This is a genomic window from Pirellulales bacterium (assembly GCA_035533075.1).
In the GTDB taxonomy this organism is placed as follows: domain Bacteria; phylum Planctomycetota; class Planctomycetia; order Pirellulales; family JAICIG01; genus DASSFG01.
Window position 1 is genome coordinate 1 of sequence record DATLUO010000268.1, and the last position, 21,192, is coordinate 21,192.

Consider the following 21,192-nt stretch of genomic DNA (forward strand, 5'->3'; position numbering starts at 1 on the left):
GCAGGGTAACACTTCCCGTTGGAGTTCTGCCAGCACCTCCTGCCGGAAGTACCTGCCGCTGCGTTGGTTACGTCCTGACGCGGCCCACGCAGGGCGGCGAAAGCTGTTACCCTGAGATTCCTTGATTTGAACCACGCCGAAGATGGCCAATTGCAAAGCGTGGCAGCCTTCCAAATTGGTTGGCAGCCTTCGAAAAAACGCGGCAAAAATGATCGTCGCGACCTCGAAGATGGCCGATTGCAAACAATCACCCGCCTAAACAACAGAAACGAAATGGCGGTGGCTGGGGCAGAGTCGCGCCGATTGGGGAGTTCCGCGCAAATCGCCGTCGCGGCGATGCCCTGGTAGAGCCACCACCGGGGCATCGCTGGCCGGCGGCGCGTATTGCAAGTGCGGATCGATCTCGGCCAGCTTCTGCCCAGCCACCGCCGATTGCGTGCAGTATAGCAACTTGGCGGGTGGAGACAACAGGTCACACCCTACGGCTGCGGCAGCGAAGCGGTATAATTCCCAGAATGCCCCAAGGCCGACTTTTTTACGACCCAGGCGCAGCCGATGTCTGAGCGACGGCTGCGCGGTAGATACCGATGACAACGAAACAAAGGCCCTATGTCGAAGGCGACGAACCGGTGCCCGGCTATCGCCTGACGGCCTATCTGGGCGAGGGGGGCTTCGGCGCGGTGTGGCGGGCCACGGCGCCGGGCGGCGCGCCGGCCGCGCTGAAGATCGTCGATCTCGGCACCCGCCAGGGCCAGAAAGAGTTCCGGGCACTGGCGGTCATCAAGCGGCTTCAGCATCCCAACCTGGTGCCGATCTCGGCCTACTGGCTGAAAGACGCCGACGGCCAGTTTCTCGATCCGGCCGACATGGAGCAGGTTGCCATGCAAGGAGTGCAAAGCACCGTCGGCAACAGCACCCAACAGACGATCGCCGTGCCTCGCTTTCGACCGCCGTTGGAGCTGTTCATTGCCATGGGCCTGGGGCAAAAGAGCCTGGGCCAACGGCTGGCCGAGTGTCGCGAGCAGGGTCTCGACGGCATCCCGCCCGCCGAACTGCTGCGCTATATGGACGACGTGGCCAGCGCGCTCGATCACCTCGGCAATCCGTCCGGGCAGATCGGTGCGGCGCTCGACGGCGTGCAGCACGGCGACATCAAGCCGCAGAACATCCTGATCGTCAGCGGTCGGGCCCAGGTGTGCGATTTTGGCCTGGCACGCGTGCTCACCGACACGCGGCGCACCAGCCTGTCGGGCAGCCCCGCCTACATGGCCCCCGAGACGCAAAAAAACGTGCTCAGCCCCGCGGTCGATCAATATTCGCTGGCCATCACTTACTTCGAACTGCGTACGGGCCGGTTGCCCTTCGCGGACGATCTCTCGCTGCTTGAGATGTGGAACGTCCATCTGAACGGCACGCTTGACCTGTCGGCGTTGGCCCCGGCCGAACGCGAAGTCATCGCCCGTGCCACGGCGCTCGATCCGGCCATGCGGTTCGCGACTTCAGGCGAGATGGTCGACGCGCTGCGAAAAGCGGTCGCCGGTGAATCAGCACCGGCGCCGCAATCGGTGGTCGTGCCCGTGCCGCACACGCCGTCGAAGTTGAGGCCGGTGTTGATGCTGGCAGCCATGTTCGGATTCGCGGCCGTAGCCGTCATGGGCTGGTTTCACAGCAGCTCGCAGCTCGCACCCATCCGGCCTGTCCACGGCTTGGCGCTGCACGTCAAGCCGGTCGTGCTCAAAGCGGGCGAAAACGGGCTGGCGCAGGTTCAAGTGCGACGCGGCGATTGCAACGGGCCCATTCGCCTCACCTGGCGAGACCTCCCCGAGGGCGTCGTCCCGCAGGGTGAATTGGTTGTGCCGGCTGCTGATGTGGCCGCGGATATTACGCTCTCCGTCGACGCCAAAGTGCCGGAGACAACGACGAAGGTTTATATGTCGGCGACGGCGCCGGGCGTCGACACGATCGAGGCGGAGGTCGAGCTGCGGATCGTGCCGGCCGACGTATGGCTCCCTGCGGACAAACCTTTTCGAGTCGCTGTGGGGGCCGATTACGCTCGCATCAATGGACGTTATTATGCGGCCACGATCGAGTATGCCGCGCATGGCGTGGTGGTGCCGTTTCGTTTGATCGAGCACCAGGCGGCCGATGACCCCTCGCCCTTTTACATCATGCAGGACAAACTGGCCAACGAAGTCTTCGCCGCCTTTGCCGCACAGATGCCCGACGCGACCGAGAATTGGAGACAGAGCCGGCTGGAAAGCGGCAAGAAACTGGATGAAGGTTCGAAGCTGCCGGTGATGAACGTCACCTGGGACGAGGCCCTCGCCTGTGCCGCTTGGCTGGGCGGACGGTTGCCTACCCTCGACCAATGGGACAAAGCGGCCGGCCGGCGTGAAACCGGCAGAGCCCCGCGAGAAGGTCCGTATCGAGGAATGTGGCACGCCGACCATCCGCTCGATATTGCCGTCGGCCTGAAAGCGCCGCGAGAGATCGGCGCCGCGCAGGACGACGTCAGCCCGTTCGGTTGCCGCGATATGTCGGGCAACGGGCTGGAATGGACGCGAAGCTGCCGAGACGACTACGCCGACCTTCGCGGCGGCAATTACCTGCTGAAAGAACCTTTCACGTTCAAGCTGCTGGACGAGTTCGAAACGCCTTCCAGTCGGCCCTGCACGCAGGCATTTCCCTACGTCGGTTTTCGCGTGGTGATCGACGATTTTTGATGGGTGGCAGACCGGTCCGGCAATCGACGTAAGGTGGGACAAGTATGGATTTTGATAAACCAAACGAATGCTTGATCGGGCGTAGGGTGGGACCAGCGAGCTTGCGAGCGCCGGCCCACCACAAGCGGCTGCCCCGATGGTGGGCCGGCGCTCGCAAGCTCGCTGGTCCCACCCTACATCGATTATCGATGGCATTGGGGCTCTTGTTGATGGGCTGCTCGGTTGCCTCCGCATGGCAAGCGGCAGACAAAAATGACGATGAGCAAGCGGCCGCCGCCGCGCCGCAGCTTCGGCTCGAAGCGGGCGGGCCGACGGCGTTCGTGACGTCGTTGGTGTTCAGTCCCGCCAGCGACACGCTGTTGATCGGAGGCTGGGACAAACTGGTCGACGTGTGGCGCGCCGCCCCGCAAGGCGACCGACGATGGCAGAGAGACGCCGCGGGTGCTTTCCGCATCCCGATCGGGCCGGAAACCTGGGGCGCCATCAACGCCGTGGCCATCTCGCCGGATGGAGAACAACTTGCGGTCGGTGGCAAGGCGCTGGCCCGCGGCGTCGGCGATTGGCAGCATCCCGGCTGGCTTGTTCCGACGCTCGGCCTGGTGGAAGAGGGACTCGACCGCGGCACGATTTATGTGTTCGACGTCCGCACCCGGCAGGTGCGGCAGTTACGCGGGCATCGGGGTGTGATCTGGGCCTTGGCCTACGTGTCGCCGGGCCGCGATCGTCCTCGCTGCCTGGTGTCGGCGGCCGCCGAGCCCGGTCCGGCCGACAGCTCAAAATCGTGGATGGTGGTCAGGGTCTGGAACGCGGACGACGGACGTCACTTGGCCGCCGGCAGTATCACGCCTTGGCCCCGCGATGCCTGGTCGCGACCGGCGGTGACGGCCTGGTCGTTTGGCGATGGGCCGAAGGAGATCGCCGTAGCGGTTGCGACGGGCGAACCACACACGCCGGCCCAGGGCGAATCCGCCAGTCCCGGAAAACGCGACTACCAGTGCTGTCTGTTCAATGCCCAGACGGGGCGCCGGTACTACGCCGCCGACGGCACCTACAATCGCACCCTCGTTTATTCGCCGGCACGGCGGCAACTGATCGGCGGCAGCACGAATAAGCTCACGATCTGGGACGTGCCGCCGCGGGCCGATGGCCCGCCCAGGCACAAGAGCGAGCTACGACTTGGCACACAGTCCGGGCAATTCCGAGGCGTGGTGCCGCTGGCGATGTCGCTGGTCCCACCGCAACCGGACCCGAAACGGTTGGCCCTCGTCTTGCGGCACGTATTTCAAGTCGGTAAGGACCGCGTGGAGGACGACCGCCTGCAACTGGTCGATCTGGCAACGCTTCAGAAAGTGGGGAAAGCCAGCTTTCTGTGGCGCGAGGGAAAGACGCCGGCCTTGGCCGTCTCGCGCGACGGGGAGCAGCTTGCCGTCACCGGGGGAAAGGACCATCGGGTGCGTATCTACCGGGCGAGCGACCTCGGTGCCGAGCAGGCCGCCGTGCGGCAGACCATCGGCGGCGAAGGTACACGGTTCGTCGACGCCGCCTTTGTCCGCAATGGCCGGCGGCTCGGACTGCTGCTGATCCGATCGAAAGAGCCGAAGCCGCGTGGCCGGCTGCCGCGGCAGCCGATCGCCGGCGATCTGGTGTTCGACGCCGATCGCGGCGAAGTGACCGGCGAGGTCGAAGGTTGGCAGACGCTCGTGCCTGACGGCGGCTGGAGCGTGGAGGAAGGCCAGGCGAAGCACGGGCCGTCGGGTGCGTTGCGGCAGTATCTGCGTGTGCGCCGCCAGGGCCAGGTTTTCGGCGAGCGGATATGGCTGCCACCGCTCGACGAGTTGAGCGATTACGCAGTGCTGCCGCCCGGCGGCGACCGGCAGGTGCCCTTGCTGGCGGTGGCGACGCACGAGTTGGGTGAGCCGTCGCTCTACCTCTACGATGCCCGAAACGGCCAGCGCTTTCGCCGCCTTTCCGGACACATCGAGCGTCTTCGCTCACTGGCGTTTCATCCCGAGGCGGCGATGCTGGTCTCGACGAGCGACGACGAGACCGTTTGCGTCTGGTCGCTTCTCGACTGGCAAGAGTGCCTCGGCAAGCGGGGCTGGCTATCGGGCCTGGCGGTCGAGCGGCGCGGCGGCCGGCTGGCGGTTGCCCGCAACGCCACCGGAGAACCGATCGCCGGCGGCCGGCTGCTGCCCGGCGATACGCTGGACGCGGTCGTCGAGGTGGACGGGCGTCAAGTGCTGACCCGGCCGCACGATCTGTATTCTGCCATCCTGCGTCGCAAGCCGGGCGAAACGGTGACGCTCATTTCTTCGCGTGGCGGCGCGGCGGCCCGTCCGGTGGCAGTCGAGCTGGGGCAAGCGACCGATCAGCGGATGCCCTTGTTTTCGCTGTTCTGCGTGCAGAAACGGGTGCAGAAAGAAGACGCGCCAGACGCGCCCGGCGATTTCGACTGGCTGGGCTGGTCGCCGTCGGGCACCTATGACGCCAGCAGTCCGGAAATCGAGTCGCGGATTGGCTGGCACTTCAACACCGGCCGTGCCGAGGCGCCGGTCCGCTACGCGTTGGCGGCCGAATATGCGCGGTTGCGCCGCGCGGACTTGTTGCCGCAGTTACTGCACCATCCCGATCAGGCGCCTGCGCCGCCCGAGCAGCCGCCGCCCAAACTGAGCGTATGGATTGAGCCGAACGACCCGAATCACGACTTGCCAGACTCAGAGGACGAAGGCGATCTGGTGCAGGCCGCCGATGGCGAGGTCACGCTCCGCGCATCGCTGGCGGACCTCGATCCGGGCCTGATACGTTCCGTGGGCTGGCGCGAGCCGGGCGGCGAATTACACGCGATGCAGGCGGTGGAGTCGTCGAGCCAAGAGTATGCCGCCGACTTGTCGCCCCAAAGATGGCGCCGTGGCCGACGAGAGATCGAGTGCGTCGTCGCCACGAACGACGTGCAGCGGCCTCGGATAAGTCGCTCGATCGTGCTGTCGTTCCTGCCGCCTTCGCCCCCGACAATCACGATTGTGGCGCCGGAGGCGTCGCAATCGGTTGCCGAGGAGAAGCGGTTGCGATTTCGCGCCGCTGTCAAGGATGCCCGGCACGCCGCGGCAACCAAAGTGGCACTCGTGCATCTGGTCGATGGCCAAGAGAAACAGCGCTGGCAATGGACCGGCGCGGCGAGCGTCGACCAGAGCTTGGATTTGCAGCCTGGTGAAAACCGATTGCGATTGACGGCCGTCGCCAGTGACGCACCGCCGGCCGAAGCCGACCGCGAAACGGCGGTGGCTGAGCATAAGCTCTACTACCAACCGCAGGCGCCGCAATTGGGCCTGGAGGCGGTGGTCAAGGACGAAAGTCGGCTGCTTGGCAAAAAGAACAACGCGACATGGGACGTGGAGGAGGGCGCGATCGTCGTTCGCGGCACGATCACGGCTGCCGACGAATTGGCCGCCGCCGAATGGAAATGGGGCGGCGATGAGGATTGGCATCCGTTTCACGGGTTTGAGCGCGGTAAAGAGCTCCGCGTGGACGAGAAGATCGCGCTCGAACCTGGCCAGCGGCGGTTGCTCTGCCGCGCGACCACCGTCGGCCGGCGGCCGAGCCGAGAAGAAGTCTCGCTGGCAATCGACTACCGGCCGCCGTTGCCCCGGTTGGGCCGCGTTGGTCTGGCCCCTCGGCAAGTCCGCCAAGGCGCCGGTCCGCTCGAAGTCGTGTTATCCGGCGAGTGGGAGGCCGGCGAGAGACTGCGGCCGTTCACGCTCCAAGTCTTTCGCGACGACCAACCATTAGCCAGCCGCGTCGAAATCGACGAAGCGCAGCGGACCTTTCGGGTCAGGGCGCCGGTGTCGCCGACCGACGGCAACCGCTTGCAAATTCGCGTGGCCAACGAGTGGCGGACGGAGCTTGTCGACGCGCCGAGTGTCGACGTGTTGAGACCGCCGAGCATCGTCGCCGTCGAGGCGCCGGCCCAGTCGCGGCAAGCCAGCGTCGACCTCCGCTTTACCGTCGAATCGCCCAACGACCGCCCGCTGCGGGAAATCAAAGTCGGCCTGTGGCCGTTGCCGTTGGAAAGCGGCGTGCCGGACCGCGGCCCTGACCTCACGCGCTGGCAGGTTGTCGCCAAGAATGTTCCGTTGCAGCTCGGCCGAAACCTTCTGGCGATCGCTGCCCGCAACGACGATGGTTGGACCGTTCGACCGGCGGAGGCAGTCGTCGAGCTGTTAGCACCGCCTCCGCCGCCGCCGGAGATCACCATCGACAGCCCCGCGCCAGGTCAGACCTTCGCGGTGCCGCGTTGTGAGGTCGCGTTTTCGGTTACCTCGTCCAGCCGCTTGAGCAGGGTGGCGCTGCTCCGCAACGGTCATCATATTGCCGATCTCGACGTCGAACGGCAGGCGGCCGACGGAGATGGCGGCTTTCGCATGGAGCAACATGTCAAGGTCGAGCTACCCAGTAGTGGCCCGAATGTGCTCTCTCTGATGGCGACCAACGAGGGCGGGTCGCAACAAAAAGAGATGACCGTCGCTTATCTTCCGCCGCCAGTGGAAGTGCTGATCGATCGAATTGAGACGCCGGAGCCAGAGGGCAAAGTGCTGGCGGCCGAACAGAAGGATGATGGCTATCAGTTTGCCAAGCCATTGTCGCGCGGCGACGTTTGGCTCTATGGGCGAGTGCGGTGGACCGACGTTGCCCAAGTGGGAGCGTACCCGGTCGCGGTGACCATCAACGGTTACAGTCAACTGCCGGCGAGCTTGGGAGCGGCCGGCGACAACCCCCGCGAGCGCGCCTGGAAAGCCCAGCTTTGGCTCGATCGCAAAAGCAATCGGGTCGAAGTGAGCCTGCTCGATCTGGTGCGCGACCGCGGCAGCCGGCTCTCGTTCGAGGTCCGCTGCGATGCGCCCCTTGAAAAGCGCCGCCTGCACATGCTGGTCATCGGCATCGGCGACGTCGACGGAGAGCGGCTTGAGCGAGACGCGCTGGCCGCGGTCCACGGAACGCCCTCGGAAAAAGGCGGCGCGACCGACTCCCTGACGCGCTTTACCACCCCGGCCTTTGCGTTCGGCGAGCTGCGCCGGCCAAGAATCCGTGAAATCGACCCGGCCGGGCTGACCGGCCGCGTGATGACGATGCTCCGCGAAATTCGGCGAAAGCACGCGGGCGAGCCGGGCACCGATCTGTTTATCCTCTACTACCGCGGCCTGGAGGCGGTCGAGGAGGGCGGACGGTTCTACCTGCAGACGAGCCTCAGCAACGATCTGCAAGCTTCGCTTTCCGGCGTCAGCGGGGACGAACTGGAACAAATGTTCGAGCGGAGCCTGGGAGCGCATCTTTGCCTGCTCGACGTCAAACGCAGCCGGCGGCGCGGGCCGCCCTCGATGGCTCCGACCAACGCGCTTTCTTCACCGCAACACACGGGCGTCTTGCGCTCCGCGTGGCTGCGGGCCGACGACCGTCCAGACGACGCCTGGCTGCTGGTCTGGTTTCGAGAGGCCGTGACCGGCAGGTCAAGATTAGGCGATCTCCGCACCGCCATCGACAAAGTTTATCAGGACTATCAGGGCCGCTTTCCCGGCGGTCTCGAGCTGGATTCGCGGATCCCCCAGACGCTCGACGACGTGGTGTTGTCGGAACCGTGACGGCGACGGACAACCCGCTGGCGTGGAACCTTCCCGAGCTTCGCGAAAGCCATTATTTTCCAAATAATCGGTTTCGGTATGTCGATAAGCACCTCCAGGCGGGTCCTTCACGGACAGGAGGTCCGGCGGCGTCCCGTAGCGCCGGCGCGAGGCGACCCGCCTGAGCGTGCTGGAGTGACCCATGCGTTGTCGGTTTGTGCCGCGCGCCGGCGTGCGCGGATTGGCTGTCTCGTCGTTCCTGACTGGTCTGCTCATGGCGGCCCCGGCGGTGGCCGGCCCACCCGTAACGCGCGTCATGACGGTGGCCTCCACCGCCGCCGATCTTCAGGCGGCGGGTCTGCAGCCCCTGACGCCCGCGCCCTATTACGAAGACGATAGCGGTCAGGAAGGTCCGGCAAAGGGCGCCGACCTGAGCAACCGCCCCACGATCCGCGTCGACGGCAAACGCTGTTACCCCTGTCCGCCGGGTAGCCGTGGCTCAGGCGACGGCACGGGAACCAATGCCCCGCCGACAAGCGACAATCTCAGCCTTACTCCCCAGCAGGTCGCGGCGCGCGACCCCGAAGTGGCCGCGGCGGCCTATGGCGGCGGCGGCTATCTCGATCTGCCGTTCATCGTCAACCAATTCCGCATGCGCTACGACGATGCCTACGACGACAACGCCCCCGACCGGGCCGAGTATTTCTATGCCAAGTGCGGCTGCTTCCGCTCTCCGAATGCCGGCAGATTGCAAGACCCGCACGCGGCCGGCCCCACGAACGCCGAAAACCAGGCCGCCGATTACGTCAACTATCAGGCGGTGCGCACCTATCTGGAGCTTCGCCGGTCGCGTCGCTTTTCGGTTTTCGTCGAGTTGCCGGTGCAGTTCGACAATATCCACTTTCCCAGCAGCGTCTCCAATACGGGCGGGTTCGCCGATATGAACGCGGGGTTCAAATACGCTTTGCTGGCCCGCAACGACCGTTACCTGACCTTCCAATTACGGACCTACATCCCGACGGGCAATTCCTATCAGGGGCTGGGCACGCACCACGTCAGCCTCGAACCCTCGCTCCTTTATTGGCGGACCCTCTCCGATCGGGCCTTCATCCAAGGGCAGTTCACCGACTGGACGCCGATCGGCGGCAGCGACTTCGCCGGAAATATCCTGGAGTATGGCGGCGCCTTCGGCTACGTCGTTTATCGTCGGTACGATCCGACGGCCCGCAGTACGCCCTACGCGGCCACATTGCCTCCTCAAGTCGCTCCGCAAAACTATTTTCTGATTACTCCGCTGCTCGAGGGAGTCGGCTGGACCGTCTTGAGTGGCAAGCAGTTCACGAACTCCGGTGGGCTGCAGTCCGCCGCCGGCGACACCATTTTCAACCTCAAGCTCGGAGTCCGCTTCACCAAAGGCTTTAGGTCGGTCTATACCGGCTGGGCGCACGGCATGACGCACGACATCTGGTACCGAAACATGTTCCGGCTCGAATACCGCCGGCTGTTCTAGTCCGGCTGGACATTCCGGCCAAGCATGGTCGATACGATTGCTGGCAGCATAGTTGACTTTGATAAGCAACATTAGTACCATTCAGCCAGCAGCCGTGAGCCAGACCCTCGTAGCACCGATGCCCGTCAGCGTGGAACCGTATCGCCGTTCTCCCCCTCCCGACCGCGCCTACCAGCGCACGGTGGCCGAGCAGCCCCAGACGGCACTGCCTTGGCCACCCAGTTCCGAGTGGCTGGCCGAGCAAAGCCGGCGGCTCGAAACGGCTTCGCCACCGGAGATCATCGCCTGGGCCGTGGAACACTTTTTTCCGCAGCTCACCATGGCCACGGCTTTTGGCCCCGAAGGCTGCTTGATCCTGCACTGGCTGGCCGAGATTGAGCCGCGAACGCCCGTGTTCAACCTCGATACGGGCTACCAGTTCAAGGAGACGTTGGAGCTGCGAGACCGCATCGCCAAGCGTTACGGCATCGTGGTTGAGTTGAAACAGCCTGAGCTGACCGTCGTCGAATACGAGGCCCAGCACGGCGGCCCGCAATACAAGACCAACCCCGACCAATGCTGCTTCGACCGCAAGATCAAGGTCTTGCAGCAAGCGGCCGTGGGCATGAAAGCCTGGATGAGCGGTATCCGCCGCGATCAAAGTTCCGACCGGGCCAAAGCGGCCATCGTCGCTTGGGACAAGAAATTCGGCCTGGTGAAGGTCAGCCCGTTGGCCAACTGGACCAAGCAGCAGGTCTGGAAGCTGATCGTCGACGAAAAGGTGCCTTACAATCCCTTGCACGACCAGGGCTACACGAGCATCGGCTGCTGGCCCTGCACGCGGGCGGTGATGTTCGGCGAAGACGAACGCGCCGGCCGATGGAGCGGTACGGCCAAGACCGAATGCGGCTTGCACACGTTGGCTGACAAAGAGTGAAAATCTCGGCCAAGACAGAATACGCCTGCATCGCCATGCTCGAACTGGCCGAGCGCTACGGCTCGGGCGAGCCGGTCCGCATTCGCGAGATTGCCGACGAGCACGGCGTGCCCGCTCGGTTTCTGGTGCAAATCTTGTTGCAGCTCAAAGGGGCGGGCTTCGTGGCCAGCACGCGCGGCGCGTCGGGCGGCTATCAACTTGTCAGGCCGCCCGAACGGATTTCGCTGGGCGAGGTGATGAGCGTGATCGAGGGGGCCGACGAGCCGATCGCTTCCAGCGCCTCGCCCGAATCGCAGTGGGGCAAGGTGCTGCAAGCCGCCTGGCAGGAGGTGGCCGACGTCGAGCGCCGCGCGTTGCAGGCGATCACCTTCGCGGATTTGGTCGAGCGGGCCAAGCGGCGGACGGAAAATATGTACTATATCTGACCTACGCCAACAGTTCCGGGATGACACGGGCGTGCGAGACATCGACGTCGGTCAGGCTGTCGTTGCGGCCTTCGTGCGGATAGGTCAGCCGCACGTGATTGAGCCCCATCGCGTGTAAGAGGGTGGCGTGCAAGTCGTGAACCGTCACCCGCCGGTCGACCGCCGCGTAACCGAAATCGTCGGTGCGGCCGTGCGCGTAGCCGCGCTTAAAGCCTCCGCCCGCCAGCCAGAGCGAAAAGGCGTGGCGATTGTGGTCGCGGCCGTCGGTTCCTTGCGAAATCGGCAAGCGGCCGAATTCGCCGGTCCAAAGTACGACGGTCGAATCGAGCAGCCCGCGTTGTTTCAGATCCTGCACCAACGCGGCGCTGGGCTGATCGGTTCGGCCGCACAAGTTCTTCAAGTTCTCGGCGTTCTTGCTGTGCGTGTCCCACGGTTGGCCGCTCATGAACACTTGCACGAACCGCACGCCGCGCTCGACGAGTCGCCTGGCCAGCAGGCAGCGCGCGGCGTATTCCTGAGTTTGCGGTTGGTCGAGCCCATACAACCGGCGCGTGGCCTCCGTCTCGCGTGACAGGTCAAGCGCTTCGGGCACGGCGGTTTGCATGCGGGCCGCGGTTTCAAAGTTCGCGATCCGCGCGGCCAGGTCGGAGCTGTCGGCGTGATACTGCAAGTGCGAACGATTCAGTTCAGCCAAAAACTTCAATTGGCTGCGTCGCGCCGCCGCCGTGATCTCCGCCGGCGGTGCCAGATTCAAAACGGGCGACGCGCCCGATCGAAAGGGTGTGCCCTGATAGACGGCCGGCAGCCAGCCGCTCGACCAATTCCGCACGCCGTCCACCGGCAGTCCGCCGGGATCGGAAAGCACGACGTAGCTCGGCAGCTCGCGGTTCTCGGCTCCCAAGGCATACGTGACCCACGAACCCCAGACGGGCCGCCCGGCCTGAATCTTGCCGGTGTGGATCAGCCGCAAGGCCGCTTCGTGGTCGACCGACTCGGTGGTCATCGAGCGGACCAGCGTCAGGTCATCGACAACGCCAGCGGTGTGCGGCAGCAGCTCCGAAAGCTCAATGCCCGAACGTCCGCGGGGCGAAAACTTGAAGGGCGACGCCAGCAGCTTGCCCTGCTGCTTGTTGAAATGCACCTCCAACTCGCCGGGATAGGCTTCGCCGTGCCGCTTGGCCAATTCGGGCTTGGCGTCGAACAGGTCCATCTGACTTGGGCCACCGTGTTGAAACAGGCAAATAACCGCCCGGGCCCGGCCGGGCGGAAGCGTTTGCGATGCTGTCTCGGAAGCCGCGCACGGAGAGCCGTTGTGCAGCAGCTCGGCCAGAGCGAGTGTTCCCAGGCAGCCTGCATAGCGGCCGAGGAAGGCGCGCCGGTCGATGGAATAGTGTGACGACACGGTATCACTCCATATACAAAAAGGCGTTGCTCGCAAACAGCATCTGACAGAAATCGACCAGTGCCCGGTTCGCGGCCTCGGCCTGGCCGGCGTAGGCGGCCGGTTGCGATGCCAGGAACCGTTCGGCCGCCGATCGTTCGTCATCGCGTGGCGGGCGACCGGCGACCAGCAAAAATGCGAGCCCAATCACGTCGCCGTCGGGTTGGCCAGACAATCGACGCGCGAGTCCTTTCGCACGGCGTATTGAAAACTCCGAGTTCAAGGCGCTCAGCGATTGCAAGGGAATGGTGGCCTGATTCCGCCGCGTGCAGTTGACGACAATCGACGGAGCATCGAACACTTCCAGCCAGCTCAGCGTCTGCGTACGCCGTTGCTGCACGTAAAGACTGCGTCGCTTTCCGCCCGGCTGACCTTCATCCGCGATGACCTCGCCCTCGGCGTTGCGGTGCGTCGGCACATAGCGGCCGCCCATCGTTGTGTCGAGCTCGCCGGCGATCGCCAGGGCGGCGTCGCGCAAGCTTTCGGCATCGAGCCGCCGCAACGGAAACCGCCAGAGGAGGCGGTCATCGGGATCGACGCGCAGGCCGTCGTCGCGCGGCAGGCTCGCCTGTCGATAGGCCGCCGAAAGCACAATCGCGCGCTGCAACTGCTTGATGCTCCAGCCACTCTCGATGAGCTTGCGGGCCAGATCATCGAGCAATTCGGGATGCGTAGGCGGGCTGCCGCTAAAGCCCAAGTTGTCGGGCGTCGAACAGATCCCGGTCCCGAAGTGCTGTTGCCAAGCGCGATTCACCGTCACGCGGGCCAGCAGCGATGCTGCCATCGATCCCGGCTGAGTCAACCAGCGCGCCAGAGCCAATCGCCTGCCGCTGCTCGCGCCGGCCGGCGGCCCAATCACGTAGCCGTTCGACGGTTCCGCGAGCGCGGCCGGCACGCCCGGTTCGACCTTCGGGCCGCGCTCTGCGTAGTTGCCGCGCACCAGCAGGAACCAATCGGGCGGAGTCGGCGAAACATCGACCACGACCGCTGTTCGCCCCGGCTTATCAGTCCGTTGCCGATTCAGCTCGGCCACGGCCGCCTCCACTTCCTGACGCTTTTGCTTGTAGGCTTCCTGGAATTGGGCCGCGGCTGGGGAGGAATCGGGCACCCAACTGGCTAATGCCTGCCTGCGGTCCGCAATCGCCTCCTCGATCTGGCGCGTGCGAGCTTCCCATGCGGCGACCTCCGCGGCCGTGGCCGTGTTGACCTGGCGGTCATTGGGTTTGACCCAGTGTTCGGGATCGAAGGCCGCGCCCAGAATGGCCTGCAGGGAGTAGTATTCGGCCTGCGTGACCGGCTCGAATTTGTGGTCGTGGCAGCGGGCACATTGCAGCGTCAGGCCGAGCAGGGCCGAACCGATCATCTGCTCGGTGCCCTCCAGCACGCTGTAGCGGTCGGCACGCACTTCGTCGGGATTGCCGTCGCTCTCGCCCGTGCCGTCCTGCGGGTTGCGCAGAAAGTGGGTCGCCACGAGCAAATCGACCTGCCCCGGATGAATTTCGCCGCCCGGCCGAAAGCCCGCCAGCTCGTCGCCGGCAAGCTGCTCGCGCAGGAACTGGTCGAACGGCTTGTCGGCGTTGAACGATCGAACGACGTAATCGCGATAGCGGTAGGCGAGCGGCCGGTCGGTATCGGCGTTGAAGTAACCGTTGCTGTCGGCGTAGCCGGCGGCATCCAGCCACCACTTGCCCCAACGCTCGCCGTAGTGAGGCGAGGCCAGATAGCGTTCGACCAGCCGCTGATAGGCATCTGCCCGCGTGTCTGCCACGAACGCCTCGATCTCTTCGGGCGCCGGCGGCAGGCCGGTCAGATCGAAACTCAAACGTCGGATGAGCGCATAGCGGTCCGCCTCCGGCGAGCGCGACAAGCCGTGTTTCGCGAGCTCGGCTTGCAGAAAAACGTCGACGGGCGTTTGGGTCTGGCCGGCGTCAGTGGCGGCCGGAACGGCGGGTCGTTCAAGGCGGCGGAAAGCCCAATGTTCCGCGAGACCGGCCTTGTCTCCGGCCCACGGCAACCCAACAGCGCCCGCGGCCAGCCATCGTTTGAGAAGCTCGCGTTCCGCAATGGCCAGCGGTCCGTCGGGCGGCATTTCGTCGGCTTCAACGCGTTTCCACAGCAGGCTGGCCAGCGGCGCGGCTCGCTCGACGGCGGTTCCGTTCTCGCCGCCGGCAGCCAGGCCACGCGCGCTGGCGAGGTCCAAATTGGCCTCGCGCTTGGCCGGTCCGTGGCATTTGACGCACCGTGCCCGCAACAGCGGCAGCACCTCCCCTTCGAATGACGGCGCGGCCGTTTCGGAGCCAAGGGCTGGCAGGCAAACCAAGGCAGTGCAGAACAAGCATGGCAGGATCGTGCGCATCGACATGCGCGGTATTCTACACCCCGCGCCGCGGTTGGTGAAAGCAAATGCCGCTACGCCAGCCGCATGGAACGCAGCCGCAGCGCGTTGGTGATGACGGAGACGGAGCTGAAGCTCATGGCCGCCGCCGCCAGCATGGGGCTGAGCAGCAGGCCAAAAAACGGATAGAGCACGCCGGCGGCCACCGGCACGCCCAGCATGTTGTAAACGAACGCAAATGCCAGGTTCTGGCGAATGTTGCGCATCACCAGGCGGCTGAGTTGCACCGCCTTGACGATGCCCGTCAGGTCGCCGCGCAACAGCGTGATGCCGGCCGCTTCGATGGCCACGTCGGTGCCGGTGCCCATCGCAATGCCCACATCGGCCGCGGCCAGCGCCGGGGCGTCGTTGATGCCGTCGCCCGCCATTGCCACGCGCCGCCCAGCGCCGCGGAGCCGCTCGATGCGGTCGTGCTTGTCTTGCGGCGTCAGCTCGGCCTCAAACTGATCGATGCCGAGCTGCTCGGCGAGGGTACGCGCGGTGCGCTCGTTGTCGCCGGTGAGCATAACCACCCGCAAGCCCAGGCCGTGCAGCGTGCGAAGAGCCTCCGCCGTCGTCGGCTTGATTGGGTCGGTTACGGCGATCGCACCGGCCAACTCGCCGTCGAGGGCCACGTACACGACCGAGGCACCCTGCTCACGTAGCGGCGCCGCTTCCGGCTCAAGCTTGTCGAGATTCTGCACGCCGTGCTGTTCGAGAAACGCACGGTTGCCGACGTTCACCAACTTGCCGGCGACGCGGCCCTGCACGCCGCGTCCCGTCACCGACTGGAATTCCTCCACGGGCGACAGTTCCATCTGAAGCTCGCGGGCGCTGGCCACAATCACCTCGCCCAGCGGATGCTCGCTTGGCTGCTCGACCGATGCGGCCAGACGCAGGAGGTCCTCTTCAGATCGCTCGGCCAGCGGCAGCAGCTTCGTGAGCGCCGGTCGGCCAAGCGTGAGCGTGCCGGTCTTATCGACGACGATCGTATCGACCTTCTCCAGGGCTTCGAGCATGGCGGCGTCTTTGATGAGCACGCCTTCGCGGGCGCCGCGGCCCACACCCACCATGATCGACATCGGCGTGGCCAGACCCAAGGCACAGGGACAGGCAATCATGAGCACCGCCACGGCGTTGACCAAGGCGTAGACCAGCGCCGGCTGCTCGGGAGCGAACCAGGCCCAGGCGACGAAGGTCAGGACCGCCACCAGCAGCACGGCGGGCACGAAATAGCCGGCCACCACGTCGGCCAACCGCTGAATGGGTGCCCGGCTGCGCTGGGCGTCGGCCACCATCCGCACGATCTGGGCCAACACCGTCTCATCGCCGACCCGCTTGGCCCGCACGACAAGGGTGCCCGATGTGTTCACTGTGCCGCCGATCACCTCGTCCGCGGGCCGCTTTTCGACCGGCATCGGCTCGCCGGTAATCATCGCCTCATCGACGCGGCTTTGGCCCTCGACGACTTCGGCATCGACGGGAATCTTGTCGCCTGGCCGAATCCGCAACAGGTCGCCTGCGCGCACCTGTTCCAGCGGAACTTCATGCTCGCCGCCCTCGACGATCTTTCGCGCCGTGGGCGGCGCCAAGCCCAGCAACTCGCGGATGGCGTGTCCCGTACGCCGCCGGGCACGCAGCTCCAGCACCTGCCCCAACAGCACCAAAGCGGTAATGACCACGGCCGCCTCGAAGTAGACCGGCGCGTGCCCGTGCTCGTGAAATTTCGCCGGAATCACGCCGGGAAACAACGTCACGACAATGCTGTAGGCGAACGTCGCTCCCGTGCCCAGCGCAATCAATGTGAACATGTTCAGGTTCCACGTGACGAGCGACCGCCCGCCGCGCTCGAAGAAAGGCCAGCCCGCCCACAGCACCACCGGCGTGCTGAGCGTCAATTCGATCCAGTGCGTAGTCGTCGCAGAAAACCAGCGGTCCAGCGGCACACCGGCCATCGGCAACATCGCCAGCAGCACCACCGGCAGCCCCATCGCCACCGAGAACCAGAACCGGCGCGACATGGCCCGCAGCTCGTCATCACCCTCTTCCACGGCGACGTACTTAGGTTCCAGGTCCATGCCGCACTTGGGGCACGAGCCGGGCGAAGCTTGTTCGATCTCCGGGTGCATCGGGCAGGTATAGACGGTCTGGCGGGCCACCGGCGCGGCCGGCTCCAGCGCCATGCCGCACTTCGGGCAGGCGGCCGGCCGGTCGCTTTCGACGCCGGCACACATCGGGCAGACATAGCGGGCCTGGCCGGGCGCCGCCTGCGGTCGGTCGGTTGGCAGCGGTTTGGGGGCGTGCAGTTGCACCAACCGCGGTCCCGCGCCGGACAAGAACTTCTGCCGGCAGCTCTCGCAGCAAAAGTAATAGGTCTGGCCGTCACGCTCGGCCTTCAAGGCCGTCGCTTCGTCAACCTGCATCTGACAGATAGGGTCGATGGCCATCAGCTTGCTCGTTCGTCAGGAGACTGCCACGCGCGGCGGCAAGACCGAACCCTTGGGTTGGCGCGCCAGATAACACCACAAGCCGATCGCGGCGGCGAACATCGCAATGCCCACGAGCTGCGATATGCTCAGGCCGGTGCCGAACTGGCCTGCCTCGTCGACGCGAATGATCTCCTGCAGGAAACGCGATATCGGATGAACGGTGATCATCAGGGCAAACACTTCGCCGTCGCGCTGGCGATAGGGATAGAAGGCCAACAACAGCAGGCACAAGAGCAGCGCGTCGAGAGCCGCGTAAAGCTGGGCCGGGTGCAAGGGCAGTGTCCTGGCCGGAGGTTGCTTGATGGTCCATGTCGCCGGGACGATGTCGTTGGTTGTGAAAACCGCCACCTGGTCTCCGGCATGGCGCGCCGTCTCCAGGGCGAACAGTGCGTCTTCGACGGTGGCCGGCGGGGGCTTGGCGATGGATTGAGGCTGGCGCGAGCACGAAAGCGATGACGGGGCGGCCATGCCCGGAAACTCATACTCGTTCACGCGAATCCGCGTCACGCGCTGACCCTTGCGGAGGCCGGCCTCATACGCGGGCGAGCCTGGTTCGACTTCGCCGATCACGGCCGGCGCGTGCGGGTCGGCATTGACCATCTTCAGCCCAAACAGGCTCAGGTCGCCCTTTTTCGCCTCTTCCAGATGCGGAGGACTGCCCGGCGGAAAGCGCACGGCCCACGGTTCGTGGCACACGCCGCCGAAGCAGCAACCGTTCAGGAAACAACCGACGCGACCGAATGCCAGGCCCAACATCAGGCTGGGAGCGATCAGGTCGGCCAGGGCGAGGCCGGGCAAGCGGTATTTGCGCACGAACAGCACCAGTGCCAGTCCTGCGCCCAGCGCCGAGCCAAACACCACCAGCCCGCCCTTGGTAAAGTCGACAATTGCCTTGAGCGTTTCGAACAGATCGCCTTTCTGGAATTCGGGCCAATACTCGATGACGTAAAACCCCCTGGCTCCGATGATACCACCCATAACCAGCCAGAACGCCAGCGCCTGGATGGCATCGGGGTTGAGGCCCATGCGCCGCGCGCGGTACATCGCCAGCCCGACGCCGGAGACCAGCCCCAGAAGGAGCATCACGCCATAGCCGCGGATCGGCAGCCCGTCGCGGTCGCACACGGCCGGCAGCACCAGCAGAAGCACCAGGCCGATGACCGCGAGCGTCGCCAACGTGGCCCGCGCCGCGGCGACCAGGCCCTCGCGACGCCACACGTAGCCGAACCAAATCAACGAACCCGCCGCCCAGAGAATTTGCAGCCAACCGAGCGGGATATGAAAAAGCGTTTGCAGCATGGGAGGATGGCCTTCCTAGGCCGTCTGGTTCGGTTGTTTTAGGGGTGGCTGGGGCAGAAGCTGGCCGAGTTGGACATGGGAATACCAAACACGCGCTGCCGGCCGGCGACGCCCCGGTGGGTGGCGCTACCGGGGCATCGCCTGGCCGCATCTCGTGTTCTCATGTCTGGGTTGATCGTGGCCAGGCTCTGCCCCAGCCACCATTTTATATTCGCGGCTCGGGATGCAAGAACTCATTGTCGATCAGCCTCGTGCCGCCCGCGTGCGCGGCGACCACGGCCAACGCCGGACGATCGACGACCGCCACGGGACTCAACGACTCCGGATCGACGATCTCCAGGTATTCCAACTTCATGCCCGCCGCTTCGCGGAAACAGGCTTCCATCGCGGCACGTAGCGGTGCCGCGTCCCGCTCGCCGCCGGCAACCAACTCGCACGCTCGCCGCAAGCCGCGATACAACATGGTCGCCTGGCGCCGCTCGTCGGCGCCTAAGTAAACATTGCGGCTGCTCATCGCCAGCCCGTCGGCCTCGCGGACGGTCGGGCAAACACAGATTTCGATCGGCAAGTCGAGATCGGCGACCATCCGTCGCACGACTAACGTTTGCTGATAGTCCTTTTGTCCGAAATAGGCCCGGTCCGGAAAGCTCATGTTGAACAATTTGAGCACGATGGTGGCCACGCCGCGGAAATGTCCGGGCCGGCATCGACCTTCGAGCGGCCCGCTCACGCCGCCCACTTCGACGAACGTGGCGTGTCGCGGACCATAAACTTCGCTCGTGTCGGGCGTAAATACGAGGTCGACTTGGGCGGCCCTCAGCGCCGCCAGGTCGGCGTCGAGCGGACGAGGATAGCGCTGAAAATCTTCGTTTGGCCCGAATTGGGTCGGATTGACGAAGATCGTGGCCACGACGTAATCACCCGCCCGGCGCGCGGCGTCGGCCAAACTGATGTGTCCGGCGTGCAACGCGCCCATCGTCGGCACCAGACCGATGGCGCGTCCGGCGCGGCGGGCCGCTTGCACCGCCTGGCGAAGTTCGTGTTTCGACGTTATGACTTGCAATGGTTTATCCAGCCAGAACCGCGAGAACCTCGACCACGGCCTTTTCCCAGTCTCGCGTCGATAGCCATAAGACGGGCGGCAATCCGCCACGGCCGGCGAGGCCGCGCATTGCCTTGCGCAACCGCTCGCCAAACTCATCCTTGGCCACATCGGCGGTCGCGCCGTCCAGGTTGATCGCCACGACGAACCGGGCCGGCACCGCCTGCGAGCAATATCCCCGATATGCGTCTTCGATTTGGGGCATATCCCCCTCGGCATGTTCCGCCGCCCACCAGGCCAGCGATTGCGCCAGCCAAAAATCGCTCACGGTCCAGCCGTTGACGTCGGGCCATGTTTGCCGGGCAAGCGCGTGCGATCGACAAGCGAGGAATTCTATCTCCCGCGCTAGTTCAGGGCCAGCGGAATCGACACCCGCGGCTACCGGGTCGGGCAATAGCCGGCAGCCGGTCCGGGCGGCGATTTCGCTTGCCAGCCGCGTTTTACCGCATGCCGGCGGGCCCAGCAGAGCCAGGTAGGGCTTCGTCAACTCCCAATTCCGCAGCAGCGCGGCGATGGTCGTAAAGAAAACCGGGTGAAGCATGGTCGGGGCAATTTCGGCGGCGGGCAGCAACACGAAGCGACGAAACGCCAGCCGTGGGTGCGGCAATCGCAAACGGTCGGTCTCGACGACGGCGTCGTCATAGAGCAACAGATCGAGGTCGAGGGTGCGCGGTCCCCAATAGACGGTGCGAACGCGGCCGGCCGCACGCTCGATCTGTTGCAGCCGATCGAGCAAATCGAATGGGCCGAGCGAGGTTTCGATCAGCGCGGCCCCGTTAAGATAGTCGGGCTGCGGCGGACCTCCGACGTGCGACGATTCCATCCACGAGCTGGCGGCCAAGAACCGCGTCTCGGCGAGCGCTCCGAGGACGGCGACCGCGGCCTCAAGCGCGGCCTTGCGATCGCCCAGGTTGGAACCAAGTGCAATCAGCGCGCGAGCCATGCGGGCCAGCCTATCCTAAGCGAATACCTTGGGGGGGAAGTCCAATTTCACGACTTTCATCGCCGACACCCGATCCCTGCACGCCGGCCCCCCAAGCGATTCGCAGCAACGGCAAACGCGTCTGACGCCATGCGGCCCAGACCCGTTGCCGACATTTTTTGGTTGCCAGGCCGGTCCTTCGCGCGCAACGCCAGCGCACCGCTCGCACCGGAATCGCTTTACTTCCGGCCGAGTCAAGCGTGGAGAGGTTGTTCGCGAGAGAGCAGAAACGGTCCGTCAATGAAAACGTGTCGATCCACGACCAGCAACGGTTGAGTGGACCGGTGAATGTCAGCCATGCAACACTCCGCGTATTGTG

At 65.2% G+C, this 21,192-nt stretch carries 14 protein-coding genes; 6 read left to right on the forward strand and 8 right to left on the reverse strand.

Annotated elements, in window-relative coordinates; genetic code table 11:
* Together VNH11_33440 and VNH11_33445 are read right to left on the reverse strand one after the other, a co-directional pair.
* Nucleotides 1-243, reverse strand: a 243-nt coding sequence (locus tag VNH11_33440; GenBank protein ID HVA51294.1) for a hypothetical protein, incomplete at its 3' end; no start/stop codon positions are given.
* Nucleotides 244-255: 12 nt separating this feature from the next.
* Complete coding sequence (locus VNH11_33445) at nucleotides 256-468, reverse strand: hypothetical protein (GenBank protein ID HVA51295.1); 213 nt, start codon at nucleotides 466-468, stop codon at nucleotides 256-258.
* A gap of 119 nt (nucleotides 469-587) precedes the next feature.
* On the opposite strand from VNH11_33445, the gene VNH11_33450 reads away from it, so the two are divergent.
* The 5 genes from VNH11_33450 to VNH11_33470 all read left to right on the forward strand — a co-directional run bounded on the left by VNH11_33450 (nucleotide 588) and on the right by VNH11_33470 (nucleotide 11,186).
* A complete protein-coding gene (locus VNH11_33450) occupies nucleotides 588-2,723 on the forward strand; it encodes a bifunctional serine/threonine-protein kinase/formylglycine-generating enzyme family protein (GenBank protein ID HVA51296.1) in 2,136 nt (711 codons plus the stop codon).
* A 188-nt stretch (nucleotides 2,724-2,911) separates the two neighbouring features.
* Nucleotides 2,912-8,356, forward strand: a complete 5,445-nt coding sequence (locus VNH11_33455; protein HVA51297.1) for a hypothetical protein — start codon at nucleotides 2,912-2,914, stop codon at nucleotides 8,354-8,356.
* Nucleotides 8,357-8,537: 181 nt separating this feature from the next.
* Nucleotides 8,538-9,845, forward strand: a complete 1,308-nt coding sequence (locus VNH11_33460; protein ID HVA51298.1) for a hypothetical protein — start codon at nucleotides 8,538-8,540, stop codon at nucleotides 9,843-9,845.
* Between the two features lie 118 nt (nucleotides 9,846-9,963).
* Nucleotides 9,964-10,761: a phosphoadenylyl-sulfate reductase gene (locus VNH11_33465; GenBank protein HVA51299.1), complete on the forward strand. Its 798-nt coding sequence runs from the start codon at nucleotides 9,964-9,966 to the stop codon at nucleotides 10,759-10,761.
* The gene (locus VNH11_33470; protein ID HVA51300.1) at nucleotides 10,758-11,186 is read left to right on the forward strand and encodes an Rrf2 family transcriptional regulator; all 429 of its coding nucleotides are present in this window, start codon (nucleotides 10,758-10,760) and stop codon (nucleotides 11,184-11,186) included. The genes VNH11_33465 and VNH11_33470 overlap by 4 nt, the downstream gene beginning before the upstream one ends.
* A gap of 1 nt (nucleotide 11,187) precedes the next feature.
* On the opposite strand, the gene VNH11_33475 is transcribed toward VNH11_33470, so the two are convergent.
* Both VNH11_33475 and VNH11_33480 read right to left on the reverse strand, forming a co-directional pair.
* Nucleotides 11,188-12,588, reverse strand: a complete 1,401-nt coding sequence (locus tag VNH11_33475; protein HVA51301.1) for a DUF1501 domain-containing protein — start codon at nucleotides 12,586-12,588, stop codon at nucleotides 11,188-11,190.
* A 4-nt stretch (nucleotides 12,589-12,592) separates the two neighbouring features.
* Entirely contained in the window at nucleotides 12,593-14,494 is a 1,902-nt protein-coding gene (locus VNH11_33480) for a DUF1549 and DUF1553 domain-containing protein (protein ID HVA51302.1), read from the reverse strand.
* Nucleotides 14,495-14,497: 3 nt separating this feature from the next.
* On the opposite strand from VNH11_33480, the gene VNH11_33485 reads away from it, so the two are divergent.
* Nucleotides 14,498-14,905: a hypothetical protein gene (locus VNH11_33485; GenBank protein ID HVA51303.1), complete on the forward strand. Its 408-nt coding sequence runs from the start codon at nucleotides 14,498-14,500 to the stop codon at nucleotides 14,903-14,905.
* 131 nt (nucleotides 14,906-15,036) lie between these two features.
* On the opposite strand, the gene VNH11_33490 is transcribed toward VNH11_33485, so the two are convergent.
* From VNH11_33490 to folK, 4 genes are all read right to left on the reverse strand, one after another.
* Nucleotides 15,037-17,448 carry a heavy metal translocating P-type ATPase gene (locus VNH11_33490; protein HVA51304.1) on the reverse strand — a complete coding sequence of 804 codons (2,412 nt, stop codon included), beginning with the start codon at nucleotides 17,446-17,448 and terminating at the stop codon, nucleotides 15,037-15,039.
* A gap of 15 nt (nucleotides 17,449-17,463) precedes the next feature.
* Complete coding sequence (locus tag VNH11_33495; protein ID HVA51305.1) at nucleotides 17,464-18,789, reverse strand: prolipoprotein diacylglyceryl transferase family protein; 1,326 nt, start codon at nucleotides 18,787-18,789, stop codon at nucleotides 17,464-17,466.
* Between the two features lie 205 nt (nucleotides 18,790-18,994).
* A complete protein-coding gene (gene panC / locus VNH11_33500; GenBank protein ID HVA51306.1) occupies nucleotides 18,995-19,852 on the reverse strand; it encodes a pantoate--beta-alanine ligase in 858 nt (285 codons plus the stop codon).
* Between the two features lie 4 nt (nucleotides 19,853-19,856).
* Nucleotides 19,857-20,834, reverse strand: coding sequence for a 2-amino-4-hydroxy-6-hydroxymethyldihydropteridine diphosphokinase (gene folK / locus VNH11_33505; GenBank protein ID HVA51307.1), 978 nt, complete (start codon nucleotides 20,832-20,834; stop codon nucleotides 19,857-19,859).
* Nucleotides 20,835-21,192: the final 358 nt, after the last annotated feature.

Excerpts from the sequence above, each read along its gene's own strand:
- folK (HVA51307.1), bottom strand. The coding sequence starts at position 20,834 with ATGGCTCGCGCGCTGATTGCACTTGGTTCCAACCTGGGCGATCGCAAG.
- VNH11_33460 (HVA51298.1), top strand. The coding sequence starts at position 8,538 with ATGCGTTGTCGGTTTGTGCCGCGCGCCGGCGTGCGCGGATTGGCTGTC.
- VNH11_33490 (HVA51304.1), bottom strand. The coding sequence starts at position 17,448 with ATGGCCATCGACCCTATCTGTCAGATGCAGGTTGACGAAGCGACGGCC.
- VNH11_33495 (HVA51305.1), bottom strand. The coding sequence starts at position 18,789 with ATGCTGCAAACGCTTTTTCATATCCCGCTCGGTTGGCTGCAAATTCTC.
- VNH11_33465 (HVA51299.1), top strand. The coding sequence starts at position 9,964 with ATGCCCGTCAGCGTGGAACCGTATCGCCGTTCTCCCCCTCCCGACCGC.
- VNH11_33455 (HVA51297.1), top strand. The coding sequence starts at position 2,912 with ATGGCATTGGGGCTCTTGTTGATGGGCTGCTCGGTTGCCTCCGCATGG.
- VNH11_33450 (HVA51296.1), top strand. The coding sequence starts at position 588 with ATGACAACGAAACAAAGGCCCTATGTCGAAGGCGACGAACCGGTGCCC.